The organism is Pseudomonas fluorescens (assembly GCF_040448305.1).
Lineage (GTDB): Bacteria > Pseudomonadota > Gammaproteobacteria > Pseudomonadales > Pseudomonadaceae > Aquipseudomonas > Aquipseudomonas fluorescens_BH.
Map to the genome: position 1 here is coordinate 952,499 of NZ_CP148752.1, position 15,246 is coordinate 967,744.

Genomic DNA, 15,246 nt, shown 5'->3' on the forward strand with positions numbered 1-15,246 from the left:
ATAATGTGGTGTAGCCCTTGTGGGATAGTGTTCAGGTCAGTTTTGCCAGGCACGCCTCAAGAATATCCAGCCCTTCCTCCAGCACCGCAGCCTCAATGGTCAACGGCGCCAGCAGCCGGATGATGTGCCGCGATTTGCCACTGGGCATCAACAGCAGACCCGCATCCCGCGCCAGGGCCAGCAGTTGGGTCAATTGTGCCGGTGCGGGCGAGCCATCGGCGTTGATCAACTCTATGCCACGCATGGCGCCGACGCCGGTCAGGCGGCCCAGATACGGCGTCAGGTTGTTCGCACGCCAGGTTGCATGGCGGCCGACAATCGCTTCTTCCTGCTGTGTGCCCCAGGCATGCAGGTTGGCATCGGTCATTTCGTCGAGGGTTGCCAGTGCCGCTGCGCAGGCGATGGGATTGCCGGAGTAAGTGCCACCGAGTCCGCCCTTGGGCAAATTGTCGAGCAGCGGCTTGCGCCCGACCACCGCACCCAGCGGCACGCCGCCGGCGATGCTTTTGCCGAGCAGGATCAGGTCCGGCTCGATGCCCAGCCGCGAGAATGCGAAGCGCTGGCCGGTACGGCCGAAACCGGACTGGATTTCATCGGCGATCAGCACAATGCCCTTGTCGTCGCAGAACTTGCGCAGCGCTTGGGCGAACTCGACCTCCATGGCCAGGAAGCCCGCTTCGCCCTGCACCGGTTCGACGATAAAACAGGCGACGTCTTCGACATCAATCTCGACGCTGAACAGGCGCTCCATGGCTTTGAGAGCCTCGGCACAGGTGACGCCGTTGTCCTGGCTGGGGAAGGGCAGGTGAAACACCGGCCCCGGCAGCACGCAGACTTTCTGTTTGTAGGGCGCGACTTTGCCGTTGAGGTTGAGGGTGGCCAGTGTGCGACCGTGGAAAGCGCCGTCGAAGGCAATGACCGCGCTGCGGCCGGTGGCGCCACGAACGATCTTCAGCGCGTTTTCCGCCGCTTCCGCGCCGCTGTTGGTGAGCATGCCGCTGACCGGGTAATTCACTGGCATGAACGCACTGAGGCGATCCATCAGTTCGAGGTAAGGCCCATGAGGTGCAGCGTTGAACGCGTAGTGGGTCAGCCGGGTGGCTTGTTCGCGAATGGCCTCGACGATGCGCGGATGGCAATGGCCGAGGTTCAGCACGCCGATACCACCGACAAAGTCGATGTAGCGTTTGCCATCGGTGTCCCAGACCTCGGCGTTTTTGCCGTGGCTGAGCGTGACAGGGTGAACGATGTTGATCGACTGGCTGATGGTTTCGCTGCGCATGAATGACCGGCTCGGAAGAAGGAGGACTTCTTTTTATCTAAGCCGTGAGCGGTGGTAGGGGGCAAACGAAATAAAGTTGCCGGGTCAATCTTAAAAGTCAGGATGTGTTTCTGATCAGTTCCGCGCCGTGAACGCAGAACCTGTAGGAGCAGCCGGTCGACGCACGACTGCTCGCGATGGTGGTGAACGATTACGCGTAAACCAGAGGCCCAGCAGTGCTCTTGGGTTTTTCGCGAGCTGGCTCGCTCCTACAATTTAAATCAGCGGCGCGTCAGCGGCTGCTGAGCGAATTTCACACCGGCCAGGCCATGGGCAATCAACGCGCGGATATTGCCGTGATCGCTGCCTTCTGGCGTGGCAACAACCGAACGGTAATGCTCGCCGAAAGCCAGCAGGGCTTCTTCATCGCTCAAGCCTTCGAGCAGCGCCAGACCCAGGGTCTTGCACGAACCTTCGTTCTGCCCGGCCGCGTTTTCCACGCCACCGTTGTTGAAGGCCTGAGGCTGGTAGTCGTAACCGGCGGCGATGAAGGCCAGGGTGTCGGCGAAGGCGTGTTCGCCGGTCTTGAGGCTGGCGCGCAGGGTGTTCAAATCACTCATTGGGTTTTCCTTTGGCGAACGCCGCTTGCTGGTCGGCGCTGGCTTCTTGCTGATATTGGGCTTTCCATTCGGAGTACGGCATGCCGTAAACCACTTCGCGGGCTTCGTCGAGGCTGACCTCGATCTGGCGGTCGTCGGCCGCCGCCTTGTACCACTTGGACAGGCAGTTGCGGCAAAAACCCGAGAGGTTCATCAGGTCGATGTTCTGCACATCCTTGCGGCTGTCCAGATGGGCCACCAGCCGGCGAAAGGCGGCGGCTTCGAGTTCCAGGCGTTGTTGATCGGTCATGGCGGTCTCTGCGAGTCAGCTTCAAGCGGCAAGCCTCAAGCTGCAAGATGGATGTTCGGTGACCTGTAGCTTACCGCTTGAAGCTTGCGGCTTGAAGCTCAGCGGCTTGCCGCGAGTGTTATCGACACCGACTCGGCGAATCGCAGTGCGTGGGGCTTGTCGACCTCGACCTCGGCGTATAGCACCGATGCGTTGGCCATCACCAGGTCGAGAATTTCCTGGGTCAGGCGTTCGAGCAGCGCAAAGCGGTTGCCTTCCACATGGGCGATGATCGCCTTGGTAATGGTCCGGTAGTTCAACGCGTGATCGATGTCGTTGTCCCGTACCGCTTCCTGGGCTGCGTACAGAATGGTGAGGTTGATCAGCACATCCTGCTTGTTGAGGATTTCATCCTCATTGATGCCGATGAAGGTACGCAGGCCCAGGTCTTTGACCCGGATGCGTGCCATGCCTGGCTGAAGTTGTGGCATTGCTACTTGCTCCGTCCAATCAATTGCAGGAACTCCTGGCGGGTGTTGCTCGACTCGCGGAAGGCGCCGAGCATCACCGAGGTGTTCATGGTCGAATTCTGTTTCTCGACGCCGCGCATCATCATGCACATGTGCTGTGCCTCGATGACCACCGCGACGCCTGCCGCGCCGGTCACTTGCTGCACCGCGTCGGCGATTTGCCGGGTGAGGTTTTCCTGGATCTGCAGGCGCCGGGCGAACATGTCCACCAGCCGCGCGATTTTTGACAGGCCCAGCACCTTGCCGGTTGGAATATAAGCCACATGCGCCTTGCCGATGAAGGGCAGGATGTGGTGTTCGCAAAGCGAGTACAGCTCGATGTTGTCGACGATCACCATTTCATCGTTGTCGGAGGCGAACAGCGCGCCATTGACGATCTCTTCGACACTTTGTTCGTAACCATGGCAAAGGTACTGCATGGCTTTGGCTGCGCGCGTCGGCGTATCGAGCAAGCCCTCGCGGTCGGGGTTTTCGCCGAGGCCGATAAGGATCTCTCGGTAATTCTGGGGCAGGGATAACGTCATGGAAAATCCTCGCGGGACACTTATTTGATGTGCCTTCCGCCATTGACGGTCAGGGTGGTGCCGGTGACATAAGGGTTGTCGAGCAGATAGCGCAGGCTCTGGTAGATCACTTCGCAGCCGGGCTCGATGCCCAGTGCGGATTTGGCCAGCACCTTGGCGCGGTAGGCCGCGTCGTCTTCAGGGTTGAACAGTAGCAGGGCTGGCGCGATCCCGTTGACCTTGATGGCCGGCGCGTACCTGGCGGCGAAGGACAGGGTCAGGCTGTCGAGCCCGGCTTTGCTGGCGCAATAGCCGATGTGTTTGCTGCTACCCTTGCGGGTCACGTCATCGCTGATGTGCACGATGTCGGCGGGGCTTGAGCGTTGCAGCAGGTCGGCGCAATGCAGGTTGATCAGATAGGGCGCCAGCATGTGCACGCTGAACATGCGGGTGAATGCTGCTGCATCGGTGTCCGGCGTTTCGGCGAGCCATTCGGAGGCATTGTGGACAATCGCCCGCAAACAGTCGGTGTGGGTTTTCAGTTCGCTGATGAAGGCGAGGATCCCGGTTTCACTGGAGAAGTCCGCGAACACCGCGGTGGCCCCCAGATCACGCAGGGCCTGTACGCCGGGACGCTCGCTGCGGTAGCTGAAAATCACGCGATGGCCATCTTCCAGCAATCGCCGGGCGCAGTGCAGGCCGACACGCTGGCCGGCGCCGGTAATGAGAATAGGGGCTGCGGAAGAAGTCATGAACGGCTCGCATCGCGGTGAGAGCAAAACTATACCAGCGACGGGAGCGCTATACCTATTGTGCAAAAACGGGCCTGTGTGGGAGCGGGCTTGCTCGCGAAAGCGTGGTGTCAGACAGTAAAAATATTGACTGATACATGGCCTTCGCGAGCAAGCCCGCTCCCACAGGGGGGATCAGCGATTTTGGACGGTGGGTTCTGCGGGCAGCGGTCGCGTTGGCGCACTGATAAGCCAATTGGCCAGCAAACGGGTCGACAACGGAATGAACAAGTAAACCATCAGCGGCGTCAGGCACAGTGTGCTGATGAATACCCGCGGCAGCAGGCTCATGTCACTCATCAGCGGACCCAGCACAAAGTTGAACAGCAGTGAGACCGGAAAGAACGCCAGCCAGATCGCCACAGCCTGTTTCCAGCGCGGCGGGCGTTGACCGACGGCACCGAACCAACCCTCGATGCCGCTGACCCGATGTTCGGTCGGGTGGGCGAACAGGTCGCTGCCGCGTGCCAGCCAGGCAGTGCGCGAGGCCGAATGCTCCCAGGCGTGCAGGGTCTGCTCATCGGCGAAGCGGAAAATGATCTGGAATTCGTCGTCCTCGGGCGGTGGAGCGAGCACACCGGAACCGAGATAACCGGGAAAATCGGTGGCCAGTTGTTCGCCTTCGCGAAGCCAGGAAATCAGGTCCTGGTAACGTCCATTGGCAACGCGGCGCGCAACCATCAGCGTGACGGGAGGGGTAGACATTGTGTATCTCCGTAAGGCATTTGCGTCGCTCCGGATAGGAACTTCGCCAGGCACAGCGCCGGGGTGGTGGGCTGCGACTCGAAACAAGCAAGGATTATTCCTGATTCTGCCCGTGACGTCTGTGACGTTTATCCGCTCATTCGCGGCATCGATTTTTTACGGAAACTTTACGGGGCAGGGGCGTTAGAATAACGCTCGGACGATACAGGGATGTTTCAACAGGATGCCCATACTTACAGACGTCGCTTCAGGCTCCACGCAGGCCGTCGCTCTCGAACAGGAAGAACTCTTCCCCATTCGCGAGGTGGCGCGACTGACAGGTGTCAACCCGGTCACGCTTCGAGCCTGGGAACGACGATACGGCCTGATTGTTCCAACACGCACCGATAGCGGGCATCGCCTGTATTCGATGTCCGATATTGAGCGTGTCCGTAGCATTCTCGGCTGGATCGAGCGCGGTGTTGCGGTCAGCAGGATCGGCAAGATCCTGGCCAGGACCGAGCCGCTCCAGGCGCTGTCCCACATCATCCCCAGCAATCTCGTGGAAGCCGATTACGCGCAATGGCAGCAACAGGTTCTTGCTGCGGTCAGTAGTTTTGACGACATTCGGCTGGAGCAGGTCTACGGGCAAATCTTTTCCAGTTACTCCCTGCCGGTGGTGTTCCAGGACATTCTGATCCCTGTCTGGAAGCAGTTGTTGCAACGCCAGGTCCAGTTCGGTGGAACCAGCGAGTGGCTGTTCCTGGATGGTTTTCTGCGTTCCCGGGTGGTGCAGCGTCTGTTGTTGCTGCGCGACAAACAGCCGCGTCGTGTAGTCATCAGTGCCCTGGTAGGCCAGTGCCGGGAGCTGGAACTGCTGGTCGCCGCCCTGTTCCTGAGTTCCGGGCCAGTGGCCGTTCGCGTGCTGAACATGGGCCAGCCGTTCGAGGAACTGGCGCTGACGTGTGAAAGGATCAAGCCGTTGGCGTTGGTGCTGTTTTCCAATCATGCGCCGACTGCCGAGTTGCCACGGCGCTTGAATCGCCTGGCCATGAGTCTGGAGTGTCGATTGTTGTTGGCCGGCGATGCTTGCGACCTGGCACAGGAGAGCCTGGCCGGGTCATCGATCGGTTGCCTGGGCAATGCAGGGGAGGTCATGAGCCAGCGTCTGAAGCAGTTCCTGGCGGGTAATCTGGATACTTGAAGTTCAGAGATGCAGCGCTGGATGAGTCAAACGATGCTGTTGCAGGATGAACTGGCGCAGACGCTCGGTTTCATCCGTATCGTTCTGGCTCAGCTGATAGGCAAAGAAACCCTGTTCGTTTTCTTTCTCGAAAGTGCCACGCAAGGCAATCCGCTCATAGCCTGACGGGCTGAACCACAAGGCGAAATGCTTCGGTGGCTTGGTCTTGTTGCGAACCTCCAGCAGAACCCCTTTGCACGACACTTCGTGTACCCACAGGGTGCCGGGTTGACCCTTGGCGTTTTCCAGCGCTACCGGTTCGTCCAGTACCAGGCGCCAAGGCCGGGCCATCGGCCCGTCTTCATAGATGCTCGGCACACCGAGGCGCAAATGCAGCGCATGAAACTCGTCTTCCACCAGGTGTAGGGGAAAGGTCATTTGCTGGTTTTCGAAACTGGCTTGAATGGTGACCTGCTCATGGGCCGCCAGGCGGGTGAGCAGGTCACGGATTTGCGACCCACCGTTGACGAGCAGACTCGACGTCGCGTCCCGCACATTGAGTTGCGGGTTGTGTTGCATGGCCTGGATGAAATCCAGTTCATCCTGGGTCAGGAGCGCTTCGCGTTGCATGGCCAGCTCGAAAGATAGGGTTACAAAGTCATTGGTGATTGTAGTTACTGACCATTAATTCCGAACTTTGTTTTTACCGTTCGTCGCCTTGAGCGCAGCAAGCTCGGCCTGGAGTTCAGCCAACTGCCCCTCCAACTGGGCCACGCGCTGTTGCGCCTTGACCTGCACGGTGACGTCTTTCTGCACGCCGACAAAATAGGTTTGCCCGTCCGCTGGATTTTTCACCGTGGAAAGGGACAGCTCGTTCCAGAACGGTGTGCCGTCCTTGCGGTAGTTGCGCAGTATTTCCCGGCAGCATCCTTCACCGTTCAAGGCGTCGCGAATCAGCGGCAGGGCTTCCTGGTCGCGATCCCCCGACTGCAGGAAGCGGCAATCCTGATAGAGGATTTCTTCGCTGGAGTACCCCGTGAGGCGTTCGAACGCGGGGTTGACGTAAATGAGGATTTTGTCCTGATCGCCTTCCTTTTCGGCAATCACGATACCGTCGTTGGAGGCGTTGATTACCATTTGCAGCAGCTGTGCATTAATCATCGGAGTATCCTTTCCTGATTGATTTTCGATTGCATTCTAAAAGAACAATCACGACCGTGCTGTTAATATCCGGGTCTTTTACTCGGATTCAGGATCAGATTGATGAAAGTCGCCATCATTTCCGGCTCGGTGTACGGCACGGCCGAAGAAGTTGCCCGCCACGCCGCCAGCCTGTTGAAAGCCGCCGGTTTCGAAACCTGGCACAACCCGCGTGCGACCCTCGCCGATGTCCAGGCGTTTGGCCCCGAAGCCTTTCTGGCGGTGACGTCGACCACCGGCATGGGTGAGCTGCCGGACAACCTGCAACCGCTGTATTCGAGCATTCGTGAGCAATTGCCAGCGGCTTGGCGCGGTTTGCCAGGTGCAGTGATCGGATTGGGCGATGCGAGTTATGGCGATACTTTTTGTGGCGGCGGCGAGCAGATGCGCGAATTGTTCGGTGAACTGGGCATTCGCGAAGTACTGCCGATGTTGCGTCTGGATGCCAGCGAAACCGTGACCCCCGAAACGGACGCCGAGCCTTGGCTGGCGGACCTGATCAGCGCATTGCGCGCCTGATCGTTACCCCGGCATCCATGCCAGTCAGGGGGCTGACAGTGCGGTAAAAACTGCCTGTCAGACCCTTGCTGACGCCGGTCATTCGACATGGATCCAGGGCAACAGGACGACTGACTCGCAGGGCCACCAAGCTGGCTGCGAATGCAACTACACGAACCTCAAGGGCTGACTAGACTCGGTAATCATTGGAAACACTCCATCATAAAAACACCGAGGCTCCTTGCCGTGACTGTCGCTCCCGTCCAATCGCCACACAGTGTCAAAGACCAGGTCAGTGTTGCCGAGTGGCAGACCCGCGTCGACCTGGCGGCCTGTTATCGCCTGGTCGCCCAATATGGCTGGGATGACCTGATCTTCACCCATATCTCCGCCAAGGTGCCCGGCACCGAAGATTTCCTGATCAACCCGTTCGGGTTGATGTTTCACGAAATGACCGCGTCGAGCCTGGTCAAGGTGGATCAGGCCGGTAATAAGCTGATGGACAGTCCTTACGAGATCAATCCGGCGGGTTACACCATCCACAGCGCCGTGCATGAAGTCCGTCACGATGTCGTCTGCGTGCTCCACACTCACACGGCTTCGGGGGTTGCGGTGTCGGCACAGAAGCAGGGCGTTCTGCCGATCAGCCAACAGTCGTTGTTCGTGCATTCCAGCCTGGCCTATCACGCCTACGAAGGCGTGGCGCTCAACCATGAAGAGAAAGTGCGACTGCAGGCCGACCTCGGTGAAAACAATTTCCTGATGTTGCATAACCACGGTCTGCTGACCTGCGGCAGCAGCATCGCCGATACGTTCCTGATGATGTTCACCTTTCAGCGTGCCTGCGACATTCAGGTCATGGCGCAAAACGGTGCCGCTGAACTGATCGCTATCGAACCGCAGATTCTGGCCGGCGCCAAAGCCATGATCGCGGGTGTCACCAGAAGTGCTCAAGGAATGGGCGGAGCGCTGGCCTGGCCGGCGCTGCTGCGTAAACTCGATAAACTGGACCCGGGTTATAAACTCTAATGGCACTCGCCGAGATCCCACTGTGTGTCTGGCGCAAGCGCAGCCAGACGTTTATTTTTCGTGACCAGAGCATCCGTTACTGGACAGCAGGGCAGGGGGAGCCACTGCTGCTCATTCACGGCTTTCCGTCCGCCAGTTGGGACTGGCATTACCTGTGGCAGCCATTGGCCCAGCGCTTTCGCGTGATCGCTTGCGACATGCTGGGCTTTGGCGATTCGGCCAAACCGGCGAATCATGAATACACCCTGCTGGAGCAAGCGGATCTGCAACAGGCACTGCTTGAACACCTGAATGTGGAGCAGCCAGTGCACCTGCTCGCCCACGATTACGGCGACAGCGTGGCTCAGGAACTGCTGGCCCGGCATTACGAGTCGCGGGTGGAGCTGGCCAGTTGCGTGTTTCTCAACGGCGGGTTGTTTCCGGAAACCCACCACCCGCTACTGATGCAAAAACTCTTGCTCAGCCCGTTGGGCTGGATGATTGGCCGCGCCTTCAGCCGTGATGGCCTGGTGAGAAGCTTTCGGCGGATTTTCGGTCCGCAAACCCGTCCCAGTGAAAGCCAGATGGATGATTTCTGGAGCTTGGTCGAAAGCCATCGCGGGCCACGGATCATGCACAAATTGATCGCCTACATCCCGGAGCGACGCGTCTGGCGCAACCGCTGGGTGAGCGCGATGCAACGCGGTGAAGTGCCGCTGCGAGTGATCGATGGCGGGGTTGATCCGGTCTCCGGCGTGCACATGGTCGAGCGTTACCGGGAGCTGATCCCGGAGGCGGACACGGTGGTGTTGCCCGACATTGGCCACTACCCACAGATCGAGGCGCCCTGCGAGGTGCTCAAGCACTACCTGGCGTTTCGCGATCAACTGTTGTTGCCGCCGCGCAAGCTGGCGTGTTCCTGAGTAAGCAAGCGATCCCTCGCCACAGGGTTTCGTGTCCATTTTCTCAATCAATCATCCCCCAGCCTTATCGCCCACCATTCAGCCTCCCCGGTGTTCATTGTGACCCGCTGCGCCGTGCCTGAAACTCGGACTCACTGTCCCTTGGCCTGCTGGAGTCCCCCATGAATGAGTCTGTGCGCTTCGAAGATAAAGTCGTGATCATTACCGGAGCTGGTGGCGGCCTGGGACGGGCGCATGCACTGCTGTTCGCCAAACAGGGCGCCAGGGTGCTGGTCAACGATCTTGGCGGCTCGACTCAGGGCGAAGGCGCCAACGCCTCGGCCGCCGACCGCGTGGTGGCGGACATTCGCGAGGCTGGTGGCATCGCCGAGGCCAACCACGACTCGGTCACTGACGGTGACAAACTGGTCCAGCACGCCCTGGACGTCTTCGGTCGCGTCGACGTGGTGGTCAACAACGCCGGGATCCTGCGTGACAAGACCTTCCACAAAATGGATGACGCCGACTGGGACCTGGTTTACCGCGTCCACGTCGAAGGTGCCTACAAAGTCACCCGCGCCGCCTGGCCACACATGCGCGAGCAAAACTACGGCCGGGTGATTTTCACCGCGTCGACCTCGGGCATCTATGGCAACTTCGGCCAGTCCAACTACGGCATGGCCAAGCTCGGTCTCTATGGCCTGACCCGCACCCTGGCCATCGAAGGCCGCAAGAACAACATCCTGGTCAACGCCATCGCCCCCACCGGCGGCACGCGCATGACCGAAGGCCTGATCCCGCCGCAAGTCTTCGAACAGCTCAAGCCCGAACTGGTCAGCCCGCTGGTGGTGTACCTGGCCAGCGAGAACTGCGAGGAAACCTCCGGTCTGTTCGAAGTCGGCGGCGGTTGGATGGGCAAGGTCCGCTGGGAGCGCAGCCTCGGTGCCGGGTTCGATCCACGGACAGGTTTCTCCCCGGAAGACGTGGCGGCGCACTGGCAGCAGATCTGTGATTTCGAAGGCGCGGCGCATCCGAAAGACAACATCGAAGCGCTGAAGGAAATGATGGGGAATTTACATAAATATACGCTCTGATAGCGCCGGCAAGGTCGCATTGACTGACCTTGCCGGTTGTTGCATTTGTCGGCTGGAAGCCGTTTGCCAATGATCAGCGGGGAAAGTATTTGACTACCAGCGCCTTCAGATTGGCGGCGGTTTGTGCGTCCATTTTTCCATCGAAGTTATCCGGGCGAAAATGCATCTGGAATGCCCGCACCAACTGTTGAAAACCGCCTTCCGTGGACGCGCCCGAAACATCGTATCCATAGGTTTTGAACAGCCCCAGTAATTCGCATCGGACTGGAATGCCCGAAGTGTTGTATTGGCGCAGATACTCGTCCCGAGTGGTTTCATCGAACCAGGCGCCGACGCCTTTCAAGTACAGCGCCTGCCAGGGAAACATCGGCCCCGGGTCACTTTTGCGGCCGATCGAAATATCGGAGTGGCCCAAAACCTGCGTCGGTGTGATGTCCGGGTAGCGCTTGAGGATGTTCAGCGCCAGTTGTTCAATCACAGTAATCTGCTCGGGGTGATACGGCGGGAAGGTGAATTCACCTTTATTGTCAGTCGCCAGATTGACGACTTCAATGCCGATGGACGTGTCATTCAGACTGCTGCGGTTACCCCACTGACTGACGCCCGCGTGCCACGCGCGATGGGTTTCATCCACCAGGTTGAAAACTTCCTGCACGGTATAACCGGCACTCAGGTAACTGGGGTCAGTAATATCCGGAATCAGATAGTGCGCGCTGACATTCGGGCCGGTCAGAGCACTGACAGAGCTTGAAAAGTTAGCGGCCGTGTAGTGAAGAACCAGAAAGCGTACTCGACTGTTGAAGCTTCTGGTTGAGCGATAATGGCTGTAGTTGATGGGTTTCATAGTTGCACTCGCAATAGGTAAGTTTGAAGTCGGACGACGATAGAAGTCGTTCGCCGGCTTGCTGTTCAACTTAATGGCTTGAGTGCTATTGGTGTTTACTTATGCCTGTAGTCCATTTCTGTAAGAAATGTAGACATGCGAAGTTTTGCCTGGATGGTCAGGGTTACCGACTGGCAGCAGTGACTCATCAAAAACCATCGCCCATAAAAAAGGCCGCTGCAAACGCAGCGGCCAAGGTAAGACGTTGGATCAGGAGCTACAAATCAACGTCAGTGAACACGGGGCGATGAACCGATTCCTCAATTCATCTGAAATCTTTCAGTCACGGTGCAGACCGGTACATCGTGCCTTGCGGTGGTTTGCTGTGACAGCGAGGCAAGAATAAGCCCTTGCTGTCGTAGGAAAAATACCAATTACGGACATGCACTGTTGCAGCCCCGGCAACAGTCAGTATTCGGGTGCTCGTCGTCTGGTTGATGACCCTGTGCCAGTCATCCTTAAGAGGTACACCACGAATACCTCCTTGGTGCGCTTATCGACCCCGATGCCCGGCAGTAGGGTGAGGCCTTCTGTCACTCACCGGGGAAGACGCATGACAAAAACAACAATGCGCGCCATCTTCACACCGCAGGCACTGGCGGCTGCGGTCGCCTTGGGTTGCTGTGCCCAGGCACAGGCCATTTCGTTCAACATCGGGGAAATCGAGGGGACGTTCGACTCCTCGCTGTCGGTCGGCGCGAGCTGGGGCATGCGTGATGCGGATGACGCCCTGGTGGGCACCGTCAATGGCGGTTCCGGCCAGTCTTCGACCGGTGACGACGGGCGACTGAACTTCAAGAAGGGCGAAACCTTCTCGAAGATCTTCAAGGGGATTCATGACCTCGAACTGAAGTACGGCGACACCGGTGTGTTCGTGCGTGGCAAGTATTGGTACGACTTTGAACTGAAGGATGAAAGCCGCCCGTTCAAGGACATCAGCGATCACAATCGCAAAGAAGGCGCCAAGTCTTCAGGCGGGCAAATTCTCGACGCCTTCGTTTATCACAACTATTCCCTCGCCGATTTGCCGGGCACTTTGCGCGCCGGCAAGCAGGTGGTCAGTTGGGGCGAGAGCACCTTCATCGGCAACTCGATCAACAGCATTAATCCGGTCGACGTGTCCGCGTTCCGTCGTCCTGGCGCCGAGATCAAGGAGGGGCTGATCCCGGTCAACATGCTGTTCGCCTCCCAGGGCCTGACGGAGAAGTTGACCGTGGAAGGCTTCTATCAACTGGAGTGGGACCAGACGGTCGTCGATAACTGCGGCACTTTCTTTGGTGTCGATGTGGTGGCGGACGGTTGCAACAAGGGCTACACCGTCGCCAACCCGGCCATTGCACCCTTGCAGCCGATTGCGGCTGCCTTTGGCCAGGGCTTCGAGGTCAGCAAGGAGGGGGTGATCGTTCCCCGTGGTGGCGACCGCGATGCCCGGGATTCCGGGCAGTGGGGTACGGCGTTGCGCTGGCTGGGGGACGACACCGAGTACGGCCTGTACTTCATGAACTATCACAGCCGTTCACCGAATGTCGGGACCACTACCGCCGGCCTCAGTACGCTGGCGAGCATTCCGGGGATCGTTGCCACTGCCAACCGTATCGCGCCCGGCAGCGGTTCGGGCCTGGCCCAAAGTGTGATGCTCGGTCGCGGCCAGTATTACCTCGAATACCCGGAGGACATCCGCCTCTACGGCGCGAGCTTCTCCACCACCTTATCCACCGGCACCGCGTGGAGCGGGGAAATCAGCTACCGCCCCAACCTCCCGGTGCAGGTCAACACCAATGACCTGACCCTGGCCATGCTCAATCCGATCGCAGGCGGTGCGGCATCGCCCATTGCCACTTCACCCGGGGCTGATAACAAAGGTTATCGCCGCAAGGAAGTGACGCAGATCCAGAGCACCCTGACGCACTTCATCGATCAGGTCGCAGGTGCGGATCGCCTGACCCTGGTGGGCGAGGCGGCGGTGGTTCGGGTCGGTGGACTGGAGCCTCGCACCAAACTGCGCTACGGCCGCGACTCGGTGTATGGCCAGTATGGTTTCGGCGGCGATACCGACGGCTTCGTGACCTCCACTTCATGGGGTTATCGCGGCCGGGCCATCCTCGACTACAACAACCTCATCGCCGGGATCAACGTCAGGCCCAACCTTTCGTGGTCCCACGACGTCGCAGGCTATGGCCCCAACGGTCTGTTCAACGAAGGCGCCAAGGCCGTCAGCCTCGGTGTCGATGCGGACTATCGCAACACCTATACCGCGAGCCTCAGTTACACCGACTTTTTCGGCGGGGACTACAACGTCCTCACCGACCGTGACTTCGTGGCGTTGAGCTTTGGTGTGAACTTCTGATCTGGCTGAAAAGGATGAATTCAATGCGCAAGATGATTCTGCAATTGGGCACCGTTCTGGCCCTGAGTCTGCTGGCCGCCAACGTGATGGCCGCGGTGTCGCCGGAAGAAGCCAACAAGCTCGGCACCAGCCTGACCCCACTCGGTGCCGAGAAGGTCGGTAATGCCGATGGCTCGATTCCGGCCTGGACTGGCGGCATCCCGAAAAACGCTGGAGCGGTGGACAGCAAAGGTTTCCTGGCCGACCCGTTCGCCAGCGAAAAGCCGTTGTTCGTGATCACCGCAGCGACCGTCGACAAGTACAAGGACAAACTCTCCGACGGCCAGATCGCGATGTTCAAACGCTATCCCGAGACTTACAAGATTCCGGTCTATCCGAGCCACCGCACCGTGGCGTTACCGGCAGAAATCTATGAGTCGGCCAAACGCAGCGCACTGAACGTAACACCGATCAACGACGGTAACGGCCTGGCCAACTTCACCGGCAATCGCTACTACGCGTTCCCGATTCCGAAGAATGGCGTAGAAGTGATCTGGAACCACGTCACGCGTTATCACGGCGGCAATCTGCGCCGCACCATCACCCAGGCGACACCGCAGTCCAATGGCGACTTCACCGTGATCCGTTTCAAGGACGAGGTCGCCGTGCCGTCGTTGCTCGGTGATCTGAAACCGGGCAGCGACGATAACGTCCTCAACTACTTCAAGCAGGAAGTGACCGCCCCGGCGCGGCTGGCGGGCAACGTGTTGCTGGTTCACGAGACCCTCGACCAGGTCAAGGAGTCGCGCAAGGCCTGGATCTACAACGCAGGCCAACGCCGGGTACGGCGTGCGCCACAGGTCGCTTATGACGGCGTCGGCACCTCATCCGACGGCCTGCGCACCACCGACAACTTCGACATGTTTTCCGGCGCGCCGGATCGCTACGACTGGAAACTGATCGGCAAGAAGGAGATGTACATCCCCTACAACAGCTACAAGCTCGACTCGCCAGACCTCAAGTACACCGATGTGATCAAAGCCGGGCACATCAATCAGGACCTGACCCGCTATGAGTTGCACCGGGTCTGGGAAGTCGTCGCCACGGTCAAGCCAAGCGAGCGGCATGTGTACGCCAAGCGCCACATGTACATCGACGAAGACAGCTGGCAAGTGGCTCTGGCCGACCACTACGACGGGCGTGGCCAGCTCTGGCGCGTCGCCGAAGGGCATGCCCAGTTCTACTACGATCACCAAGTGCCGGCCTACACCGTCGAAGCGCTGTATGACCTGATCGCCGGCCGCTATATCGCCTTGGGAATGAAGAACGAAGAGAAGCGCAGCTTCGAATTCAACATCGAAGCAAAAGCGGGGGACTACACGCCAGCAGCCTTGCGTAGCACAGGGGTTCGGTAGGTTTCCTACAGGCTCCTACACAAGAAGGTGACTTTGCGGTCACCTTTTTTATAGCGGTCGATCAGTGTGTTGAATACTTC

At 59.0% G+C, this 15,246-nt stretch carries 17 protein-coding genes; 7 read left to right on the forward strand and 10 right to left on the reverse strand.

The features are described from left to right. Positions 1-31: 31 nt before the first annotated feature. From WHX55_RS04235 to WHX55_RS04265, 7 genes are all read right to left on the reverse strand, one after another. On the reverse strand, positions 32-1,282 hold the full coding sequence (locus WHX55_RS04235) for an aspartate aminotransferase family protein (protein WP_150754396.1): 1,251 nt from the start codon (positions 1,280-1,282) through the stop codon (positions 32-34). A 260-nt stretch (positions 1,283-1,542) separates the two neighbouring features. After that, positions 1,543-1,881, reverse strand: coding sequence for a HopJ type III effector protein (locus tag WHX55_RS04240; RefSeq protein ID WP_056728404.1), 339 nt, complete (start codon positions 1,879-1,881; stop codon positions 1,543-1,545). Further along, a complete protein-coding gene (locus tag WHX55_RS04245) occupies positions 1,874-2,170 on the reverse strand; it encodes a DUF1244 domain-containing protein (protein WP_150754397.1) in 297 nt (98 codons plus the stop codon). Before WHX55_RS04245 ends, WHX55_RS04240 begins: the two co-directional genes overlap by 8 nt. Positions 2,171-2,268: 98 nt before the next feature. After that, a complete protein-coding gene (gene folX, locus WHX55_RS04250) occupies positions 2,269-2,640 on the reverse strand; it encodes a dihydroneopterin triphosphate 2'-epimerase (protein WP_056728405.1) in 372 nt (123 codons plus the stop codon). A gap of 2 nt (positions 2,641-2,642) precedes the next feature. Then, positions 2,643-3,203: a GTP cyclohydrolase I FolE gene (gene folE, locus WHX55_RS04255; protein ID WP_008046221.1), complete on the reverse strand. Its 561-nt coding sequence runs from the start codon at positions 3,201-3,203 to the stop codon at positions 2,643-2,645. Positions 3,204-3,223: 20 nt separating this feature from the next. Beyond that, on the reverse strand, positions 3,224-3,934 hold the full coding sequence (gene folM, locus WHX55_RS04260; RefSeq protein WP_150727407.1) for a dihydromonapterin reductase: 711 nt from the start codon (positions 3,932-3,934) through the stop codon (positions 3,224-3,226). Positions 3,935-4,108: 174 nt separating this feature from the next. Further along, positions 4,109-4,678: an antibiotic biosynthesis monooxygenase gene (locus WHX55_RS04265; RefSeq protein ID WP_150754398.1), complete on the reverse strand. Its 570-nt coding sequence runs from the start codon at positions 4,676-4,678 to the stop codon at positions 4,109-4,111. Positions 4,679-4,901: 223 nt separating this feature from the next. Here WHX55_RS04265 and WHX55_RS04270 point away from each other — a divergent pair, with 223 nt between their 5' ends. Beyond that, a complete protein-coding gene (locus tag WHX55_RS04270; protein ID WP_150754399.1) occupies positions 4,902-5,861 on the forward strand; it encodes a MerR family transcriptional regulator in 960 nt (319 codons plus the stop codon). A 3-nt stretch (positions 5,862-5,864) separates the two neighbouring features. On the opposite strand, the gene WHX55_RS04275 is transcribed toward WHX55_RS04270, so the two are convergent. Further along, positions 5,865-6,470 carry a hypothetical protein gene (locus tag WHX55_RS04275; RefSeq protein ID WP_150754400.1) on the reverse strand — a complete coding sequence of 202 codons (606 nt, stop codon included), beginning with the start codon at positions 6,468-6,470 and terminating at the stop codon, positions 5,865-5,867. A gap of 54 nt (positions 6,471-6,524) precedes the next feature. Then, positions 6,525-7,001 (reverse strand): PAS domain-containing protein, encoded by a 477-nt coding sequence (locus tag WHX55_RS04280; RefSeq protein ID WP_150754401.1) that lies wholly within the window; start codon positions 6,999-7,001, stop codon positions 6,525-6,527. Between the two features lie 102 nt (positions 7,002-7,103). Here WHX55_RS04280 and WHX55_RS04285 point away from each other — a divergent pair, with 102 nt between their 5' ends. From WHX55_RS04285 to WHX55_RS04300, 4 genes are all read left to right on the forward strand, one after another. Next, positions 7,104-7,559: a flavodoxin gene (locus WHX55_RS04285; protein WP_150727402.1), complete on the forward strand. Its 456-nt coding sequence runs from the start codon at positions 7,104-7,106 to the stop codon at positions 7,557-7,559. Positions 7,560-7,784: 225 nt separating this feature from the next. Beyond that, a complete protein-coding gene (locus WHX55_RS04290; protein ID WP_150754402.1) occupies positions 7,785-8,567 on the forward strand; it encodes a class II aldolase/adducin family protein in 783 nt (260 codons plus the stop codon). After that, positions 8,567-9,469 carry an alpha/beta hydrolase gene (locus tag WHX55_RS04295; RefSeq protein WP_353742110.1) on the forward strand — a complete coding sequence of 301 codons (903 nt, stop codon included), beginning with the start codon at positions 8,567-8,569 and terminating at the stop codon, positions 9,467-9,469. The genes WHX55_RS04290 and WHX55_RS04295 overlap by 1 nt, the downstream gene beginning before the upstream one ends. 161 nt (positions 9,470-9,630) lie before the next feature. Continuing rightward, complete coding sequence (locus WHX55_RS04300) at positions 9,631-10,542, forward strand: SDR family oxidoreductase (protein WP_150754403.1); 912 nt, start codon at positions 9,631-9,633, stop codon at positions 10,540-10,542. A gap of 73 nt (positions 10,543-10,615) precedes the next feature. On the opposite strand, the gene WHX55_RS04305 is transcribed toward WHX55_RS04300, so the two are convergent. After that, positions 10,616-11,386 (reverse strand): N-acetylmuramoyl-L-alanine amidase, encoded by a 771-nt coding sequence (locus WHX55_RS04305; RefSeq protein ID WP_150754404.1) that lies wholly within the window; start codon positions 11,384-11,386, stop codon positions 10,616-10,618. 592 nt (positions 11,387-11,978) lie between these two features. On the opposite strand from WHX55_RS04305, the gene WHX55_RS04310 reads away from it, so the two are divergent. Continuing rightward, entirely contained in the window at positions 11,979-13,772 is a 1,794-nt protein-coding gene (locus WHX55_RS04310) for a DUF1302 domain-containing protein (protein WP_150754405.1), read from the forward strand. 23 nt (positions 13,773-13,795) lie between these two features. Beyond that, positions 13,796-15,166, forward strand: a complete 1,371-nt coding sequence (locus WHX55_RS04315) for a DUF1329 domain-containing protein (RefSeq protein WP_150754406.1) — start codon at positions 13,796-13,798, stop codon at positions 15,164-15,166. Positions 15,167-15,246 lie beyond the last annotated feature (80 nt).